Annotated in this window: 17 protein-coding genes and 3 pseudogenes; 11 read left to right on the forward strand and 9 right to left on the reverse strand. The window is 42.9% G+C overall.

The annotated features are described in order from the left end of the window. Positions 1 to 271: 271 nt before the first annotated feature. Positions 272 to 424 carry a hypothetical protein gene (locus V7K40_RS02270; RefSeq protein WP_334956322.1) on the reverse strand — a complete coding sequence of 51 codons (153 nt, stop codon included), beginning with the start codon at positions 422 to 424 and terminating at the stop codon, positions 272 to 274. A 1,132-nt stretch (positions 425 to 1,556) separates the two neighbouring features. Here V7K40_RS02270 and V7K40_RS02275 point away from each other — a divergent pair. From V7K40_RS02275 to V7K40_RS02305, 7 genes and pseudogenes are all read left to right on the forward strand, one after another. Beyond that, positions 1,557 to 2,435 carry an NAD(P)-dependent oxidoreductase gene (locus V7K40_RS02275; protein ID WP_334956324.1) on the forward strand — a complete coding sequence of 293 codons (879 nt, stop codon included), beginning with the start codon at positions 1,557 to 1,559 and terminating at the stop codon, positions 2,433 to 2,435. Positions 2,436 to 3,314: 879 nt separating this feature from the next. Beyond that, complete coding sequence (locus tag V7K40_RS02280; protein ID WP_334956328.1) at positions 3,315 to 3,473, forward strand: HNH endonuclease; 159 nt, start codon at positions 3,315 to 3,317, stop codon at positions 3,471 to 3,473. Between the two features lie 23 nt (positions 3,474 to 3,496). Next, positions 3,497 to 3,914 (forward strand): annotated as a pseudogene (locus V7K40_RS02285) (IS1 family transposase); the annotation flags it as partial. Positions 3,915 to 3,988: 74 nt separating this feature from the next. Continuing rightward, positions 3,989 to 4,297: a hypothetical protein gene (locus tag V7K40_RS02290; RefSeq protein WP_334956330.1), complete on the forward strand. Its 309-nt coding sequence runs from the start codon at positions 3,989 to 3,991 to the stop codon at positions 4,295 to 4,297. 28 nt (positions 4,298 to 4,325) lie between these two features. Then, positions 4,326 to 4,430, forward strand: a pseudogene (locus tag V7K40_RS02295) (IS1 family transposase); the annotation flags it as partial. Beyond that, entirely contained in the window at positions 4,430 to 4,558 is a 129-nt protein-coding gene (locus V7K40_RS02300) for a hypothetical protein (RefSeq protein WP_334956332.1), read from the forward strand. The pseudogene V7K40_RS02295 and the gene V7K40_RS02300, both read left to right, overlap by 1 nt. Before the next feature lie 351 nt (positions 4,559 to 4,909). After that, positions 4,910 to 5,368 carry a hypothetical protein gene (locus V7K40_RS02305; RefSeq protein WP_334956334.1) on the forward strand — a complete coding sequence of 153 codons (459 nt, stop codon included), beginning with the start codon at positions 4,910 to 4,912 and terminating at the stop codon, positions 5,366 to 5,368. 333 nt (positions 5,369 to 5,701) lie between these two features. On the opposite strand, the gene V7K40_RS02310 is transcribed toward V7K40_RS02305, so the two are convergent. Further along, the gene (locus V7K40_RS02310) at positions 5,702 to 7,249 is read right to left on the reverse strand and encodes an FAD-binding domain-containing protein (RefSeq protein ID WP_334956336.1); all 1,548 of its coding nucleotides are present in this window, start codon (positions 7,247 to 7,249) and stop codon (positions 5,702 to 5,704) included. Positions 7,250 to 7,374: 125 nt separating this feature from the next. Beyond that, positions 7,375 to 7,814, reverse strand: a pseudogene (locus V7K40_RS02315) (transposase); the annotation flags it as partial. Between the two features lie 328 nt (positions 7,815 to 8,142). On the opposite strand from V7K40_RS02315, the gene V7K40_RS02320 reads away from it, so the two are divergent. Beyond that, positions 8,143 to 8,580, forward strand: coding sequence for a hypothetical protein (locus tag V7K40_RS02320; protein ID WP_334956338.1), 438 nt, complete (start codon positions 8,143 to 8,145; stop codon positions 8,578 to 8,580). A gap of 535 nt (positions 8,581 to 9,115) precedes the next feature. On the opposite strand, the gene V7K40_RS02325 is transcribed toward V7K40_RS02320, so the two are convergent. Together V7K40_RS02325 and V7K40_RS02330 are read right to left on the reverse strand one after the other, a co-directional pair. Then, on the reverse strand, positions 9,116 to 9,730 hold the full coding sequence (locus tag V7K40_RS02325) for a hemerythrin HHE cation-binding protein (protein ID WP_334956340.1): 615 nt from the start codon (positions 9,728 to 9,730) through the stop codon (positions 9,116 to 9,118). Between the two features lie 360 nt (positions 9,731 to 10,090). Then, a complete protein-coding gene (locus tag V7K40_RS02330) occupies positions 10,091 to 11,086 on the reverse strand; it encodes a hypothetical protein (RefSeq protein ID WP_334956342.1) in 996 nt (331 codons plus the stop codon). 273 nt (positions 11,087 to 11,359) lie between these two features. On the opposite strand from V7K40_RS02330, the gene V7K40_RS02335 reads away from it, so the two are divergent. Continuing rightward, the gene (locus V7K40_RS02335; RefSeq protein ID WP_334956344.1) at positions 11,360 to 11,614 is read left to right on the forward strand and encodes a hypothetical protein; all 255 of its coding nucleotides are present in this window, start codon (positions 11,360 to 11,362) and stop codon (positions 11,612 to 11,614) included. Positions 11,615 to 11,900: 286 nt separating this feature from the next. Here the strand turns inward: V7K40_RS02335 and V7K40_RS02340 are convergent, their stop codons facing one another. From V7K40_RS02340 to V7K40_RS02355, 4 genes are all read right to left on the reverse strand, one after another. Then, complete coding sequence (locus V7K40_RS02340) at positions 11,901 to 12,479, reverse strand: PEP-CTERM sorting domain-containing protein (protein WP_334956346.1); 579 nt, start codon at positions 12,477 to 12,479, stop codon at positions 11,901 to 11,903. Between the two features lie 116 nt (positions 12,480 to 12,595). Further along, positions 12,596 to 13,492, reverse strand: a complete 897-nt coding sequence (locus V7K40_RS02345) for an alpha/beta hydrolase (RefSeq protein WP_334956347.1) — start codon at positions 13,490 to 13,492, stop codon at positions 12,596 to 12,598. Between the two features lie 6 nt (positions 13,493 to 13,498). Continuing rightward, entirely contained in the window at positions 13,499 to 13,837 is a 339-nt protein-coding gene (locus V7K40_RS02350) for a hypothetical protein (protein ID WP_334956349.1), read from the reverse strand. Between the two features lie 163 nt (positions 13,838 to 14,000). Further along, entirely contained in the window at positions 14,001 to 15,023 is a 1,023-nt protein-coding gene (locus V7K40_RS02355; protein WP_334956351.1) for a tRNA-dihydrouridine synthase family protein, read from the reverse strand. Between the two features lie 487 nt (positions 15,024 to 15,510). Between V7K40_RS02355 and V7K40_RS02360 the strand changes: the two genes are divergently transcribed. Together V7K40_RS02360 and ftsH are read left to right on the forward strand one after the other, a co-directional pair. After that, a complete protein-coding gene (locus V7K40_RS02360; protein WP_334956353.1) occupies positions 15,511 to 16,695 on the forward strand; it encodes an L-dopachrome tautomerase-related protein in 1,185 nt (394 codons plus the stop codon). Positions 16,696 to 17,133: 438 nt separating this feature from the next. Then, positions 17,134 to 18,894: an ATP-dependent zinc metalloprotease FtsH gene (ftsH, locus tag V7K40_RS02365; RefSeq protein WP_334956355.1), complete on the forward strand. Its 1,761-nt coding sequence runs from the start codon at positions 17,134 to 17,136 to the stop codon at positions 18,892 to 18,894. Positions 18,895 to 19,195: the final 301 nt, after the last annotated feature.

A 19,195-nucleotide genomic window follows, 5' to 3' on the forward strand; every position in this document is an offset into this window, starting at 1 on the left:
AATTTCTACTTGATGGCTGCATAAATTGCCAGAGTGAAATCCACAATAGCATTTCATAATTTTTTATTCTTATTTAGCGACAAGTCTATTAAAGTAATTCTTGATAACGTGCCGATGCTTTAAGGCCAGCATCTTCTCGTCAGATCCTCGTAACTGAACGTCTGGCGTAAGAAACTGCAACAGATTCAAGCTTTCGAGTAACAACACAGCAGGTAATAGTTGCCTAGAGTTAAAATCTGTCTAACAAATAGAATTTTCCCCCTGCTTCCAATTACGCTGCTGCCCATTTAGTATCACGGTTCGTCAAAAATTGCCCCAGTGTCAAATAGTAGTGCATCCGTAGTTGGAGATACCAGCTGTTATTATCCTTCTCGACTAAATCCGGTGTAACTTCAACTTCATAGGGACAAGACAATTCAGCCAAGCGCTGCTGGTGTCGTTCAGTTTTCGTTTTCGCCCGTTTGTCAAGGAGTTTCTTGAGTTCCGTTTGGGAGAGTTCTATAGAATTACTAGACTTTACAGCACTTCCCGCTATTATGCAATACAGTTTTTTTTCTTATCCCTCTCCTAGCATCTGACTTTTCCCGTTATCTGCTTAATTGAGCGATGTCTACGACGGGCTACGCCTACGCTTACTCTACCCCTAGCCCAAAGCCCTGTTCTCTCGTGATTCATTGTCATTAATCTTAATTTATTGATAATAATTTATTGTCTGAAACCTTTACTATTTCGTTGTTTCACGACTTAACGGGAAAAGTTAGATTCAAGTAGGGGAGCGTTCCGTTGGCGCTGGCGGAAGGCGGTCTTCTTTGCACGATTGCCGCAACCGTTACCAGTCATTGCACACCATCTGCGTAGACCGGAATGTGAAGTGTCCATGAAGAGCATCGCGCACTCAGGGTTAGCGCAGGCTTTAATCCGCTCTAACAAAGAACTTGAGAACAAGTTGATCGCGTCGCGTGCGATCAAGGCGAGGGCGGCATCTACAGAACAAACTGCAGTCCATGAGACACTTCGCCCGTCCGGGTTGAGCTGGAGCACCGCTGGCGATCGGGCAGCCCAAGCGTTGATCGTCTTGATGTCTACTGGGTTGGGAACGTGATGGCAGCGGAGCGATTGCACAGTCTGGTACATAGCTTCCCGAAGCCTCTTTGCAGACTTTAGCGCCTTCGGACTAACATCCGAAGCGTCCGACATTAGTCCGGCATCGAGGCACCATCGGGCGAAATCGGCGGGTATCAATAGTCGCTCGATATCACGGTGTCCGCGTTCACCGATGGTGGCGATGAGGTTCAGTGACAAGCGACCAGGAGTGAATCGGAATGCTAAATCGGCGGGTGTTAGGTGATTGGTAGGGACAGATTGACGCATGAAACTAGTATAACCAGTTCCAGAATCAAGTCGATGTGGTATATTTGGAACCAGTCAAAACAGTTTTTTCAGGTTCCAAGTTTTGTCCTAACATGTTAAGTGAAGATGACAGTTGGTTCACGACAACAAACTCGGCACTCGGATTCGCGAGTCTTTGATAAAAAGCACTTTTGGAGGGTATTGCGATGAATATCGGTTTTATTGGAATCGGGAGCATGGGTGCTGCAATGGTGCCAAATTTGATCAAAGCAGGTCATAGCGTGAAGGTGTGGAATCGCAACTTGGACGCGGCTAAATCGCTCGAAGGTGTCACGGTACTGCCATCGCCAACTGCCGCGTTTGAGAACGATGCCGTTATTACCATGCTGTCGGATGATACAGCAGTTCGTAGTGTGCTCCTTGACTCAAAGGCACTCGATTCTGCACGCAAAGGCTGCATCCACATCATGATGGCAACGATTTCACCCGCCCTCTCTGGAGAATTACACGATCTGCACCGTAGCGCGGGGATTGCTTACGTCGCCGCCCCAGTTCTCGGTATTCCTGCCGTAGCCGCAAAGGGTGAGTTGAATATTATCGCAGCGGGTAACGCTGAAGCGATTGCAACGGTTCAGCCCCTTTTCAACGCTCTGGGTCAGAAGACGTGGCACCTCGGCGATGATCCCAAGTACGCCAACGTGACGAAGATCGCGGCCAACATGATGATTACGCTTGCCATTGAGTCGATGGGCGAAGCTACAGCGCTGACTGAAAGCTACGGTTTGAAGGCGAGCGATTTTCTCGAGGTTGTCACGAACACAATTTTCGCGAGTCCGAGCTACAAGCGCTATGGCAATAATATTGCCAGCAACAGCTACGAACCAGGGTTTAAGTTGACCTTGGGACTCAAAGACGTGAATCTAGCGCTTGATGCAGCCAAAGCAAAGCATACTGTGTTGCCTGCTGCGGAAATTGTGCGAGAAAACCTAAACAAAGCGGTCGATCAGGGACTAGGTTCCAAGGACTGGTCAGCTCTGGCTAAGATCACACGTCGGCGGGCAGGACTAGAAGAGGGCGTAGCCTAGCAAGACTGTAGCCGGATTCGTAACAAGTTAAGGTTTTTTAGGTTTTGTCAAGAGCTAGTATAAAGCGATTCAAAAAGCTGAGAAACTGGTCAGAATAAGTCTTCTGGCTCAAAGTAATGCCAACCAAAAAAGCGAGAAACCTTGACCATGTTTGTCGTCGCAACACCCCACAAGCGGATAACGAAGCCATTAGCAAACATTTGCAAGACTTACTGAGTCCAGCAATATACGCTCAAAGCGCATACTACCCATTCGTGAGAGGTTAAGATTATATACAATTTGTCAATAAGCAATCATACTTAAAATATAGCCAAAATTGGGGTCGGAAACAGAATTTTTAGGCAGGCGATGCCTGCGGCGGGCTGTGCGATTCGTTCAGTCAAAAACAAGTAGTAATACTTAGGGATGGCTGGCTTTTGTTGGGTAACCCATCCTGGGTTGAGTTCGCACTTTAATCCTCAACAAATGACAACTCATTATCCATGTAGGTGAGGAAATCTAATTAAGCCACAAGCTAAGAAAACTAGAGAGGCAACAGGGATAGAGGCTTACACCAAAATCATAACCTACCTCACAATAAACTAAGTCTTACTGTCCCGGTGCGGGATTAAAAGCACACAAACTACCAGGGATAAAACTTTGGTAGCCCCCACGTCCGAGACTGATTATCAAAGGCGTGAAGCGGGGGTGAAAGCAGTTAATGCGGTAATTGCTAAAAGCGTATACTGCAAGCAAGAATCCTATGGGTAGAACAGGCAAAGTGCTGTTTAACCATCATTAGCAGGCTCCAGGGGGAATAAGCAGATTGGAATTATCTTCTAAACCGCCTGGGTGGGAAAGAACCGACATAATAGAGTCCATCCGGTTTTGCTGACCGAGATGGCGCACTACTCTTACCCGGTGGATAGGCACGTCCTAAAGGATTCAAATATGGATGATGGGAACGAAAACCTTCAACTATTACATCGACACTGCCATGATGAAAAAACCTTTAATGACCTAGTAGAAATTAGAAAAATAAATGGCGTTGCAGAATAGAAATATGAATTCGAGCGATCGCTATGAAATGTCCAAGATGTTCATCAGATCATATTCGCAAGAATGGGCGGCAGCGTGGTAAACACGCATTACATATGTGTAGACTGTAAACGTCAGTTCATCGAATCTTATGAGCAGAAAGGGTACAGGGAAGATATTAAAAGTGAGTGCTTAGAAATGTACGTTAATGGATCTGGTTTCCGCGCCATAGAAAGAGTTAAAAAAGTAGATCATACTACTGTTATAAATTGGGTGAAACAAGTGGGTAATACTCTACCAGATACGCCTTATAGAAGTGAAATACCAGAAGTTACTCTTATTTGATGAACTTGAAACCTTTATTAGCTCAAAAAAAACACTCATTGGTTGTGGACAGTAGTAAATCATCGCGTTGCGGGGATTATAGCTTGGGTTTTGGGAGATAGAAGTTCAGAAACTTTTAAATATTTGTCGATGGTGATCAACTGGAGTTTAGACTAGATGGTAGAACTTAAACAAAAAAATAGGGGGTGTGATTGAACACAGACCCGCTATTAGCAGAAGCACCAGAGTTGAACCACCAACTCTCGCCTGCTAATATGAAACGTGCCAAACTAGAAGAATTTCGTCAAGCTGTGTACAAGCATCTAGGTAAAGCGCATGATGTGACTTTTGAATTAACAAATGCCATACTTCTAACCCGTAATGCTTACAGTTTGGCAGATTTATCACTATCACCAGTATTTAGGCGCAAGTGCCCAAGTATTTATGAAGCGTTACAACATAGCAAACCACAGCGCCAGAAATTGATGCAGTTATACATCAAGGTGAAAATAGCCGTTTAAGACCGGAGGCGGAGCGTCTCCGGCTCCGCATTATCTTACTCGATTACATCGCAAAACTTTTTGTTACTCCAAAACCGAAGAAATGCTGAAATACTCAATTCGGTTAGTAATACATTATCTTGAGTATCTTTGATGTTTCAAGCGGCTCAACAGCAAGGCTTATCACCGTTATGTTTGGGATTTACAGGCACTCTCAGAGTTGTGCGCCGAGCAATGGCACAATTTCAACAATCCGCACCAGAGGAAATCCCCTTTTTTTGAGCTGGTTGATGGCAGAGATTTTAGACTGCAAGATTCCGGTAAGGCAGGGTAGAAGTAATCCCAGAGTTGTCAAGAAAACAAGAGCGAAGTTTCCATCTCGAAAAAGAAAGCATAGAGAAAGTAGTTCTAAGGGTGAGAAACGAACTTTCGCTATTCACAGCACTGCATAAGGCTTAACCGAACAGCATTGAGAGCTAACCGACCGTCATAACGATGCTTTATCTTTTTTTAAGCATCAGCTTACCATACTGCTATTTACCTTATATTAATAGTACTCTTTGGGATAATATTAAGTTTGAATAGATAAATTATTATTTCACAACAGCACTTAGAAGAAAAAGGAAGTCTCTAATGGTTAATAGTTTGACTGCTCGTCAAATTAGAAAGGCAACAAACCGTTTTGTTATTGGTACTGCTGCGTCAGCAGTTGCTTGCAGTAGCATTGCTTTGATTCCAGCAACTGCTGAGGCAGTTACTCGTAACTATTCATGTAGTGCTAAAGGTTTTACAGGCACAATTCGAGTCGATTACAATCAAGGCATCGGAAGAAATGCAAGCTCAATAATAGAAGTCTCCTATAAAATTAACAAGGGAAGTAATAAAGGCGGGAATAAAGCAAATGTTGGTTATAGTGATGGAGGAACCCTACCCATTAAAAAATTCTATACCGGAGATGCAGGCATCCAAGATAATCAATGGCATTACTTGGGTGGCAGCTATTCACGAGGTTTTGGAAGCGTCGCTGCTAGGTTCGTTTTTGATAAAAGCAGGGCTTCTGATCCTAGTTGTAATGTGAAAATTACATTCTGATAAAAGGATTGAAGTCATCGAAAAAATCGCTTGCATCTGTGCTGGAGTCGGTGGCAATGGGTAGTCTGTGGTCAGCGATCGCAGTTTCCCAACTTTTCCTCGCTTGATTTTCAGAAAGGCGACACCGATAGCGTAGCGTAAAGCCTTCTCTTCGAGAGGCTGCGCCAACGCATAGAGCGACGCAGGAGCGTCATAGCCTGCCGTAGACATTGCACCAAAGGCAACTTGTAAACGTTGCTACAAATAATATTAGCGCCCATCTAACTAGAGGTAAGCGCTATTGGTTTATTAAATTCAGGGTATTTCACTTTTGTTGCAGAGAATTCTGTTTAACTACTCTAGTTCTGCCTCTAATTCCTTGAATTCTTTGTACTGTCTATCTTTGTGCTGCCAGTATTTATTGACTGTTTCTTTAGCTGCAACTGCACTTTCATATTCTGTTCCACCTTGGAGAGTTAACCTTTCTCTTACTTTTTTCCGAAGGTCAGAGACGATTTTACCGTTAACTTTGCGGGTTTTAGCCCAATCTAAAATAGTTTGTGGATAAGAACTAATGCCAATATATTTACCTTGAATAATTTCTGGTAGACTGTAAGCTTTTAGTTCGCTTATCCAATAGTAAATAAATTTGAGGTCTGGGTCTTTTTCCGGAATATTCTTATTTGGGTTATATATGCGAAAAGTATCACTAAACGGATTAGTAACACCTGATTGCATTTGCCACTGCCAATTATCAATTGCTAAATCTCCATCTACTAAATAGTTCATATAATGTCTAGCGCCGTGATGCCAGGAAATACCACAGTTGATAGTTAAAAACGTTGCACACATTGCCCTCATGCGAAAGTTCATCCAACCCATAGTTTTTAGTTGTCGCATACTTGCATCTACCAGGGGAAAGCCTGTTAACCCTTCTTGCCATGCCTGAAACAGTTCTTGCTTTTGTGATCGTAGCTCTAGGGGTGTATACCATTCATCAAATTCTGGGTAGCGGTTTTGATAAGCTATTTCTGGATAAAAATAAAGACGCTGTGTAAAACTATCATGCCAGCGTAAGCGGTCACGATATGCTTTTAAGGAAAATTCTGCCTTGGGCTGATTTGTAAGTTCTGCTGCCCTCGCCTTAGTTTCTTGGTAAACAATGCGAGTTGAAATTGTACCAAAAGTCAGATGTGGTGATAAATGCGATGTTGCTCCTTGCTGTGCTAACCAAGGGCGTGAAAGTTTCCAATGATAACCATTAAATCTACTTTGAAGAAATGAATTTAATGTAGCTTGTGCCTGTGTTTCTCCACCAAGAAAATATATCTGTTCTGTCTGACAAAAGGCTGAATACTTTTGTTTTAATTCTGTAAATGTCAGCTGGAGAATATTTAAAGACAGTGACGGAGTATTAATACTAATAGGTTTTGGGTAAATAGGTTGTCTTTGGTATGTGTAATACTCGCTATACCAATGCTCACGTTTATCTTCCGATTGTAAAAAATTATTTAATCCAATGTGATAATTAAGATTTAGCTGTTGATAAAAATGAACGATAGCCTTGTCTCGGCTAACACCATACTCAACTTGTACATCACGATTTAAGTAGAGTTTTGGTCTATGTCCCTGCTGTATTAATTGTTGAGTTAATTCTTGTATAATCTCTATAGAATTACCTTCAAATAATATTAATTTGCTACCTAATTTTTTTAAATTACTATCTAGATTCTCTAAAGACTCAAACAAAAACCGCACCCGCCCTTTACCTACATCGACCCACTGATAAAACCAAGGGTCGATGATAAAGAATGGTAAAATTGCGGCATTATTGGCAGATGCTAAGGTGACAATTTCGTTGTCAGCCAAACGTAAGTCTCGACGAAACCACACAAGGTGCATAACTCAATTTTCTATATCAACTTAATAATACAATTGTACTATCTAATTTGAATGGTGGAACTAAAACTATGACCTACGCCTACGGCATGGATGACGCGGTGCAAGTATAGCAACCGCCAGGTTGGTTAGGACGCTAAATTTCGGATATGCTCCATGGCTTGTGGCAGTGTTTCAAAATGCTCTAGTTGTTTGGGAATACGGCTTTTCACGACCAGCATTTTTCAATCCGGTTTAAGTCTGGTGAATAGGGTGGTAAGTACCACACCTCACAGCCTACAGCCCTAACCAGTTGCTCAATGCGTCCGCCTTTATCAAAGGTGGCATTGTCAATCACCAGTTTCTGCCCTGGTCTGAGGGTGGGAATCAAGCACGTTTCTTTCCTTCGTCTCAAATACTTCTCGATTGCAAACTCCTTCAATCGTGAACGGGCAAAGAAAGGCAGCTGTTGCACACAAAGTGCAGGAATCGTGTTGACTCAACCTGTTGTGCGAACGGACTTCAGGTCATGAAAGCGCTCTTTTTGAAGACTGTAACCATAACCATAGTCCTCTTGATGATCCATACCTCCAGCATGGCATCAAAATTATCTTTTTGCTATTGCGTCAGCATTAACTCTTTGAGATTGTATACTAGCTCTTAGGCTAAGGCTTGCATTTTTCTTGCTATAAAAAATTCAATATTTCACGCCCTTTTTCTCATACTTCCTGCTATCAAAGCAAATTCAGATTTTGGAATTAAAGTTAGCGATCGCAGTATGGGATGACGCAAATAGTCATAGCTATATCTTGTATTCTAGGAAAATAGCAACGATCCAGTATGCGCCCAGCATCAACCAGATGCTGAACAAGAAGATAGATTTTTGCACGGCGCTGCTTGTCATGGATGCTTACTGATTGCAGAAACTAGTTGATGAACTTAACCGCCTCAATGTTATGGGCGTACATTCCCAGCATATTGCTTATACGCTGCGGCTTTTGGCAGGAGAACGAAGTACATCTAAAGTTGTAAGCGATGCCTACGGCGGGCAAAGCCTACGCCTTGACTTAGTTTGGACTGGCCCAGAAATTGCTGGTTCCCAAAGCCGTGATACTGTCATTGTGGTGCGTAAGTTGTTTAGTAGTGCCAAAACAAGTGTTTTGATTTCCAGCTTTGCTATTGATAAGGGGCATAAAGCACGAGAGTTATTTACAGCGCTGGCAGAACCTATGGATTTGAACCCAGAATTAAATGTGCGGATGTTTCTTAACGTTAATCCACTGCATAACAGCGAAGTGCCAACATCTAGTTACTGTGGGAGTTTGCCAGTACTTTTCGCCAAGATATTTGGCTAGGACAAAGACTACCTAAAGTATTTCATGATCCGTGATCGCTGACGGTGGGTGTGGAATCAAAAGCTTGTTTACACGTTAACCCTGTCAAAAATGGGGTACCCCTTGCTTCTCAAAAACCACGTCTGAACGCCTGGAGACAACAGGCTTACTTTTTTCAGTTTTACCAACTTTTGATGATTGGGTATCGGACAAGGCATCAAATGCAAACATACAGCGAAACTCGACGGGACAAGGGTTAGAGTTACTGCCAGTATGCCAGATTTCTATTGTTTTACCAGCTTTCGGTTAAAAGTTGGGATTTGAGTTCTATCTTGAGAAGTGAGCATCACTGTAACTACTGTTACAATGATGCTCACTATGAAAAAAGCTGTCGCGTAATTAAAGGTTTCAGTCAGCAAATTTGAGATCCCCTTAATTGGGATAATTGTTTTGAGTTAGAGATGATTCACTCTTCAAAAGTATGCTTCAATGTAGCATAAATCATTTGAATCTATTATGCTCCCATGAATGACGGGACCTCTGCCACTGATTGCTACTAGCTTACCGCGCTACTTACAGCACCCTTAAGGGCTGCAATTCCCTGTTCAATGCTAGCCCACAGACCCATGTCAGGTTCTTTACCGGCTATCTCTCGCGTTCCGACGAAGTAAAGAACACCTTTAAGAATCTCTTGGTGAGCGCGATTTTCAAAATTAACTCGGTTGAGCGGTTCCATCAAATCTTGAAGCTCATCATTCAAGGACTGGGCAACCTTGTGTAGAACCAGCCCGGTCATTGTCTGTTGATGCTTTAGCAACTCAAGCTGTAAGTACTTGTCATACAGAGTTAGCTCGGAACCACTCATCATTTGGCTTACCTTCTGGGCATGTTGTTGAGTAATGTCGCGAGGTTCTGCAGCGTTACCGTATCTAGAAATAGCTGCTTCGATAATGCCGAGATTTTCGCGATCGCTCTTTATCATTCCTTCGAGCCGCTCACAAATCGTATTATCGTCCGTCTGTGCTATTAACTTTTGCTCACTTTCCAACAGAACATTCTGAAAAAGCTTTAGATCGGCAAGCTTAGTCGCTATATTTGTCACATCGGCCATTATTATTAACTCCAGACTACAGGTTTTATCGGTTATAACAAGCAAACTTATTTTTTCCATATTCTCGTGAGGTTTGAGTAAGTCCGTCCCTCCTCAGAAAGATTTATATCAAGTTTGGTAAGTATGTTTCAGCCTTTTTCTAGAAAGTTACATGCGATTAGGTCTATTTCTGCCCCTCAGTAAGAGGTTAAGATAATTGCACTAATGTCTGCGAGGGTGCAGGAAAAGGCGATGTTACCAGAGCCACTATGCCCTTTAAAATTAGTACTTAAAATCACCAATTTTAAACAAAGGTCTACTTAAGTAGGTATTCATCACACAGCGATACCAACTCTTGGAGACGCTGCGCGAACGGTGAGCTTCTCTACGAGACGCTTCGCGAATGCTAACGCAAAAGTTTTCCGTTTACTCAATAGTGGGTCACATCAGATTTACACAAAGAATTTTAGGCAAAGAAGCTGCTATCTGCTTCCACGTCAAGCCAGCATCATTCGAGAAGAAGATTTGACCATCACAAGTTCCGAAAGCAGCTATATTCCTCTTGAAAGTGGCAAGAGTTCCTGTGTTGATATTGTCTTTTAACCATTCTGGTAGCCCTAGCTCACACTTCTCAAATGTGCCTGGCTCATCAAGTAGACGGCGATAAATGGCTGCCTTGTTACCTGATGGGCCCATAGAAGCGGTCATCAAAATTGTCTCACCACACACTGCCACGGCTCGTGAGTAGTTAGCATGTAGATTTGTGCGATCGAAGCTCCAAGAGTTCCCTCTATCTTGACTAATCGCTAGCCCCTCAGCCGTAGCCGCCAACACCAGATCCCGACGAGCCGGAATGGTTCGTACCTCGTGAACATCTGCATGAAAGTCAATGGTGGGTTGCCATGACTGTCCCTGGTCGTCAGAGCGCAGAATGCCTCCGACATGCACATTCACATAAAGTTCGCCGGATTGACCTACTGCCATCGAGCGAACATCTGGAGGCCCTCCCCACGGTGTATACCATTGGGAGCGTCCCTCAACCGCCTCAAAGCAATTGATCCGATTTGTGCTTCCATCATCAGCAATGCGTAGGAGATGAGCTTGTGACGTTCCTACCAGAACCGCACCCTCGATCGGCAGGATGCAGTTCAATCGCAAATCATTTATCGCAGTGACTTGATGCCACTTGCCGTTAAGGTCGCGATGCCATATTGAATTGCGATCGGCGATCGCCCACAGTCCATCCTGGCTCAAGGCAAGAGCAGTGATGGAATAACCTTCAAGTTCTACATACTGTTTGGAGTCAATAAACAGCAAGCCATCAGATGTTCCTGCTATTACCAGAGGTTTAGGCATCGCCTGCTCGGCATTGGCAAAGTCTGTATCTGTTTGCTTGTACTCAATCGGCTTCACGATTTGCTGCTCCGTCTTGTTCATAATTTGAATCTCCTTAAGTACTGTCATTATTGGTTAACATCACTCCTACAGCACTCGTTCTAATGTTAGCGAACGCTGTCTGATTGACGAGTTTCTTTATTGATACAAAGCTTTAGATTTGCATAGTCCGTCTAGTTAGAGATGCCTGAGCTTCATGTTATTAAGGGCTTTACATGTGTTCATCTTTCTTGAGAAGTAACCTATATAGAGCTTTTGCAGGATTTAAAGCAAAAATTTCTATATTCTTGGGTTTATTGCCATTCGTGCATTGCGATGGTAGCTGACCAAACCGGGGAAGTATGCAAGCCAGTGAACCTGTACTTTATCCTGGTAGTAGGCTTTGAAATTCCGGTAACAAGACTGATGAAAGCCGATCACAATCGTCATGATCTAGCTCTTACACAGACTGCGATCAGCTACGCTGGGCGGTTACGCCATTGCGCTTTCTTTTTTGCAGCCCATTACCAACAGTTGGCGCTGCCACTGTGGTTCAAAGGTTTGACAGAAGTCATCGACACAACAGAATAGTTCTTCTAGAGTAGACCTCTTACAAAAGTGCTTTTTGCACTCTTGTGGTCAAAGGGAAAAGGTTAAAGGGGAGAGGAAAATACAAAAACCTTTCCCCTTACCCTTTTCCCGACTTATGCAAGAAATCTAGTGAACATAGGGCAAGCAGATGGATGAGAATTTAGCACTTTCAGCCTACCTGTTTTGCCCCCTTTCTTATCCCGAACTCACGCTAAAATAAAGAACCTGGCTTTGGTAAAAACAAGGTTCTTATTTCCAGATCAGGTTTGTGTATATTAAGCCAAATTTAAGCTTTAGTCTCACCAGCTTTTTTAGAGGCAGCAATTGCACTGACTCCAAAAAATAAACCTAATAGGGAAGTGGGTTCAGGTATGGATGTAGATGAAGAACTCACGGTAATATTGGCAGCAGAATCTTGATAGATGTATGTTCCTGCCCGTCCCACTTCACCCGTCAAGCTAATTTCCGAGCTTGAAGTTCTTTCTAAGGTATATCTAGGAGCATCAAAAGCAATGCCAAAATCAACCGCTAGATTCCAATTTGACCCAGAATCAAGCTCAAAATTGACATTTCGGGTTAAGTCACCGCCATTAGTAGAGCCTGGATTCAAATTCAGGTCTAGATTGCTGACGTTAAGCTCCCAATCGTTCAAAGTCCCATCCTCTGCATAAACCACAAATCCCGAATATTCACTCGTGTCTGGCAAAACGTTCTCCAAGAAAGGGCTAGCATCGACTAAGGTAAAATCACCCGAAAATTCTTGTTTAGTTAGAATAGCTCCCAGCACGGGAGTAGCATGAAATACGCTTGCTAGTAGCAAACCAATCAGGGCAACGCTAACTTTAGGGGGTCGAACTTGATTCATAGAAAGGGTATGCTATTAAAAATTGCGAACAAATACTAACACGATATTTTAATCATAGGAATCGACTACGAGCAGCAAAGACAATCGTCTATGGTAATTAGTGGCTTAAAACCCAATTAAAAGTCCCGATTATTCAAAAACTGTAAAATATGTTGAGATGTGATTAGAGGCTGTTCAAGTTGAGGTGCATGACCGCAATTTTTAAGCTTTATTAATTGAGAATTGGAAATGTCTCGCTGAAATTTTTCTGCATCTCCCAGTGGGAGTATATTATCAGCTTCTCCCCATAAAATCAGTGTTGGTTTGTCAAGTTGGACAATTCTATTTGCCAAGTCACTATAACCACCAGTTTTGACATAAGAAATCATGGCATCATTCCAAAGCGGCATTTCTTGATGTAGCATCGCGCACTGAATAGCTAAAAGTATTTTGGCATTAAAGTTAGGTAAAGTCCTAGCTAACTTTAATGCCAAAATGTGGCGTTGACGAAGGTATTCTACAGCAAAAAAGTCAAAAGGTGGAAATAAGTATTTGGTAAAAGTGGGAGAAGTAGTGTAACCTAAACTATTAACCAATACTAGTGATTTCACAACTTGAGGATAAGCAAGAGTGAAATCAATTGCAGTTGCACCTCCCATCGATGCACCTACTAGTATGATCGGTCCGTTGATTAAAGTTTTCCAAAAATTGTAGAGATGAATTCGGATTGTAGTTGGGCTATAGGTTATTTCTTTGTGTCTTTGTGTAAATCCAAAACCTAACAAATCTATTGCCCATGTTTCATTTTGAGCGGCAAGTAATGGCAGCAGAAGACGGAACTCTAGGATAGAACTGTCGAAACCGTGCAGCAGCACAATTGGTGTGACTCCTCTACCTTTACGAATGTAGGTTGTGAGGATTGGATATTGACTCACAGAGGTTGCAAGAGCAATTCTTTGAATACTTTGCAGGAAAGCGATCGCTTTTGGGTCTGTTAATTGATTAACTTGCGATGGTAGAAAATTAGTCAACATTGGTATTCACTCCAAACTAATTTTCCATAAACCATCTAGCGAATTGGACTGTTGCAATTGACCACTACTGCTGTCGGGCCAATCATTGCCATATACCAACCCAACACTGAATGTATTATTTACAGGATATTGCCCTAGTTTTCCAAAACCTTCAATATTGTTTGAGTCAGTGATTACCTGCCCTCTTAACTTTATGGTTATTTGGTTCCTGTCAGCAAAGAAAATTGTCGCTCGTTTGTTGTGAAAGCTTACCTGAACTTTATAAACCCCACCTGTTGCATAATAGTAAGCTTTAGCAGGCAGCTTTTTACCATCAATATTTTGCCCTTTGAACTCAACTGCCATAGCAGGCGTGCTTAGTATCAACAGGACTGGCAGGACTAAGCCAAACATTTTCATTGGTTTGTTAACAAACGCTGTTTATCAAACTATTTCCCACTTTAAAACATAAATTTCCGTTGCGGGGCAGTTTTAGCACTTATTCATCGGGCAATCTGGTTCGTTATAGTTATACGCCTGAGTATGGTGCTAGGGCTAAGGTTTTCGTACTATCAGAAAGGAGAAAGCGATCACAGAGGTTAAACAGTTCTATCTCAGTCTGTGTTTGTCGCATCAGCCGTAGGAAATCACCTTCAACGTCAACCAAAAGGGCAATGTAGTTGAGGAACATTTTCAAGTAGCCGACGCGCGATCGCTCTGGCATATTTGCTGCGGTTGGAGTTTGCCATAAACGCTCAATATAGTTACGTACCTCTATTGCATAAACAGGCGTGATTGTCTCGAAGCGCAAAGCTTGCCGAATTTGAGTAAAAATCCAAGGATTCCCGATCGCCCAGCGTCCCACCATTACACCCGCCGCGCCCGTTTGAGAAAGCACTTCAAGCGCAGCAAAAGCAGAGTAAATATTGCCATTGGCGAGCACTGGACAATCAACTCGTTTGACCGCTTCAGCGATTAAATCATATTTCACTGAAGAGTGGTACATATCTTTCACCGTGCGGCCATGCAAGCTCAACAAATCAATGCTGTGGCGATTAATTGTATCTAGAATTTCGTAAAAAGTATCTGTATTTTCAAAGCCTAGCCGCATCTTCACCGTCAAAGGTCGATCATTGACTGCCTGCCGTAGTTCTGCCAATATCCGATCTACTTTTTCTGGATATAGCAGCAATCCACCCCCAACATTTTTGCGATAGATTCTCGGTGCTGGACAGCCCATGTTCAAATCAACTCCAGCGATATTATAACGGCACAGATCAATTGCTGTTCTTACTAAGTCGGGAATGCTTTCGCCAATCATTTGAGCAAAAACAGGGCGACCCGTGTCGTTTTCCGTGATTGCTGCTAGAATGCTACGATTGAGCCGTGAGGTATCATTGACGCGGAAATACTCTGTGAAAAAGTAGTCAGGGCTGCCGTAGTGGGCAATCACCTTCATAAACCAGAGGTTTGTCACATCCTGCATGGGCGCAAGAGCGGTGAGGGGTAGGTCTTTGTGGAGTGATTGGGGGAGCGATACCTGGGACGACATGGAGATTCCTAGCCTTTGACAAAGCATCACTCTATCAAAAAATTGTTACTAATTCGTCATTCACATGAAAACTGAGGGAGAAGCATTTCAGTGAGATCCCCGACATCAGAGTTAGGTTTGGATAACGGTAGGGGCAATGGTGAGTGCTAAATTACAGTTTTACTCCCCTCTGTTGGTAATAGAGGGGTCGGAGGAAAAGTTAATATAGCACTTATCGAACTCACGTTAATATGATTGAACTTGCTATTACCTTTTGTTAACAAAGAATTCAGTGTGTAAAGTTTGCCGATAGGTAGTTGTTGAAAATTTTTGCCAAAAGGAATTACTGTTTAGGGATGATCCAAGTGTCAGAGCTAGCTTTTTCCTAGCCTAATCATTTAATCTCTAGTGTATTTTGTAAAAAAGAAATTAATTGAATCTGTCGTTTGCTAGAGTCTAAGAAATTAGTAATTATTTAACATGATCAAGTGGTGTTAGAGGCAAAAAGTTGTTGAGAACGCAAAAAGTACTTCTTGGGTTATTAGTTGGTTGTGCGATCGTACTGGCTTATTATATGCCATCGCTTGCGGCAAAAAGTAGTGGAAATTTACCGCAAGCAAAGAGGATTGGCAATATAGAGCAAGTTGCTGCTTTTAATGGTTCAATGCTAACAGGAGTAAGCGTATCTGAAAGTGGGCGTATTTTTGTCAACTTTCCCCGGTGGGGTGATTCAGTAAACTTTACAGTTGCAGAGATTAAGAATGGTCATGCTGTAGCCTACCCGAATGCCCAAATCAATCAACTTAACAGCAGCGAACAGTCAAAATCACTAGTTTCTGTTCAAAGTGTTGTTGTTGATCCACAAGACCGTCTTTGGATTCTCGATACTGGAAGCATCGAATTTGCACCGACTTCCTACGGTGGTCCAAAACTTATTGGTGTTGACCTCAAGCAAAATCGGATCTTTAAAACTATCCTTTTTCCCCAAGAAGTTGCTTTACCAACCACATATTTGAATGATGTGCGCTTTGACTTGCGGCGGGGTGAAGCAGGTATGGCGTTTATTACTGACTCATCTGATAAAGGTGCCAATGGTATCATTGTTGTTGATTTAGCCAGTGGTAAAAGTTGGCGACGGCTGAATGATCATCCTTCTACTAAGGCAGAGCCGAATTTTTTGCCTAGTGTTGAAGGTCAACCGTTGATGAGCCGACCACTTAACCAACCCCCTAGTTATATTAAGTTAGGTTCAGATGGCATTGCTATCAGTGCAGATGGAAAGCGTCTATTTTATTGTCCTCTAGCTAGCCGTAAACTCTACAGCGTTAGCGTTGATGCACTTTCCAATGAACAAATGAGTGATGCACAGGTTGCAGCAACAGTCGAAGATCATGGTGATAAGGGCGGGGGTTCTGATGGACTTGAATCAGATGCGAATAACCGAGTATATCTGACAAACTATGAGCAAAACGCTATTTTTCGCCGTAACGAGTGGGGGATGATTGAACCCCTGATTCATGACCCACGTGTTCTTTGGCCGGATACTCTCTCAGTTGCAAAAGATGGTTATCTCTACTTCACAGCTAATCAGCTACATCGTCAAGCCAGATATCACCAAGGAAAAGACCTACGCCAGAAACCTTACAGTCTGTTCCGTACTCGAATTGATGCCCAACCAGTTGCTTTAAGATAAAGTAAAAGTGTTTATAGTAGAATTTCTCCTTGTGAGATATTCCCAATATTTCTTAGCTCTGAGAAGACAAATCGGTGCTCGCTCTCTTTTTGGGCCTACCTAACAAAATCGCATTGCTCCCGCCGAGTCTAATTTTTAGTAATTGCACTGAGTTTTGGAAATAAGTAGTTGAAGCCATAATGTAATTGCCATTCATCTACTGGTTATCATAGACCCGTATACAGGATAATTTTTTTGTTCGATCATTTCCTTTCCTAGTAAAATAAACCTACAACTGCGAACTCATTCGGAAAACCCTAAAAATAGTGTAGTAATCCCATCTATCGCCTTAAACATGTGTTGCAGGAGAATCAAGACAGTAAGAAGTCCGAATGTGTGCAAGAAATCTAGATTTGGGACTTCTTAATGTTCCCTTCGCCCCCACTAGGAATCGGTTCTATGAAGACGGAAACCAGTTCACAATCGGCCTACAGCAAGTTTATTGAGCAGGTCAAATCTTCGCAGGTGCAACAGGTTACAATTAAGCCAGATTGTATTGAATATATCCTCAAACCAGAATTTGGCAGCCAGCGCTACTATACCGACCCCTCTGGACAAATAGAGGATCTCAGAAGCTTGTTGCAAAGCCATAATGTAGAATTCATTACTCTTGGTGATAACTCTGCGAACACCGCAGGCATCATCGGCATACTTGTTTCTAGTGGGATACTGGTTGGTGCGTTTGCATGGCTTTTGAAATTTAGCAATGCGGGTGGTGGTGTAGGCATTGGCATGAAGATGGGTAAAAGTAATGCGCGGGTCTATAACCGGGGAAAGATAGGTACGACCTTTTTAGATGTAGCAGGTGCAGATGAAGCCAAGCAGGAACTTCAAGAGGTTGTTGACTTCCTGTCTAATGGTGAAAAGTACCGTAAAATTGGCGCGAAAATCCCCAAGGGTATACTTTTGGTCGGATCTCCTGGAACGGGTAAGACCCTTTTAGCAAAGGCTGTTGCTGGCGAAGCCGGGGTTCCCTTCCTAAGTATGTCGGGTTCAGAATTCGTTGAAGTCTTCGTAGGTGTAGGTGCATCAAGGGTACGTGATTTGTTTAACCAAGCTAAACGCCAAGCTCCGTGTATTATTTTTATTGATGAACTAGACGCTATCGGTAAGACTCGCGGCAATAATGTTGTCGGCGGCAATGATGAACGGGAACAAACTTTGAATCAATTGCTCACAGAAATGGATGGTTTTGATGGCAATAATGGCGTGATCGTGATTGCAGCCACCAATCGTCCTGAAATCCTTGACCCTGCCTTAATTCGTCCTGGTCGCTTTGATCGCCAAGTTTTGGTAGATCGCCCTGATAAGAGTGGCAGATTAGAAATCTTATTAGTGCATACTCGTTCGGTAATTCTTAGTGAAGACGTGAATCTAGAGGTAATCGCCGCCCAAACCCCTGGTTTTGTTGGCGCAGATTTAGCCAACCTCGTCAATGAAGCGGCGCTGATGGCGGCTCGTAACAATCACCAAGCGGTTCTCATGGCAGATTTTAAAGAGGCCATCGAACGCGTGGTTGCAGGATTAGAAAAGCGTTCGCGGATTCTCACTCCCCAAGAACGGCAAATCGTGACGTATCATGAAGTTGGACATGCTCTTGTTGGCGCACTCATGCCTGGTGGCGGTAAGGTTTCCAAAATTTCCATTGTGCCTCGTGGATTGGGAGCATTGGGTTATACTCTGCAAATGCCAGAGGGCGATCGCTTCTTGCTGCTAGAAGATGAATTACGTGGGCAACTTGCGACCTTGCTGGGCGGACGAGCCGCTGAGGAAATTATTATGGGCAAAGTCTCTACCGGAGCTAGTGACGACATTCAGAAAGCGACTGATTTAGCCGAGCGTGCCGTAACGCAATATGGTATGAGCAATACCCTTGGACCAATCGCCTTTGAAAAGAATTCAGCACAATTTCTGCAAGGCAGCAGTTCTCGTCGCTCGATTAGTCCGGAAGTTGCGGTGGAGATTGATCGCCAAGTCAAACAGAACATTGATCTAGCCCACGATATGGCGTTGAAAATTCTGCAACTCAACCGTGACTTACTAGAATCTACAGCCCAATTCCTGTTAGAGAAAGAGGTGTTAGAAGGCGATGAGCTGCAACAGATTTTGTCCCAAGTGCAAGCACCTGTAAGTTTGAATACCTGGTTGATGAAGGGCTAGCGTTTACACTCACCTGATCTTAAAAATAAATTAACGTGAGTTTGACGGCTGTGGCTTAGACTACTGATGCAGATAAAAGTACTGCCTACACTTACTTTTTTAAGAAACGGTAAAAACTTACTTGAGTAGAGTACTTCTTTTGCCTTTAACTATTTTATACTTTTTTAGCACTGACTTTATAGTTACTACTTTGGTAGTAGTGCATAGTATAGCCCTACGCAAATACGTTAGGACATTGTTTGAATGCGGCATCGACACAATCACGAAAGCGATTAAATTCATGCCAACGTTGCCGCATCCA

The sequence above is a fragment of the Nostoc sp. genome, assembly GCF_036917195.1.
Taxonomy (GTDB): domain Bacteria; phylum Cyanobacteriota; class Cyanobacteriia; order Cyanobacteriales; family Nostocaceae; genus Nostoc.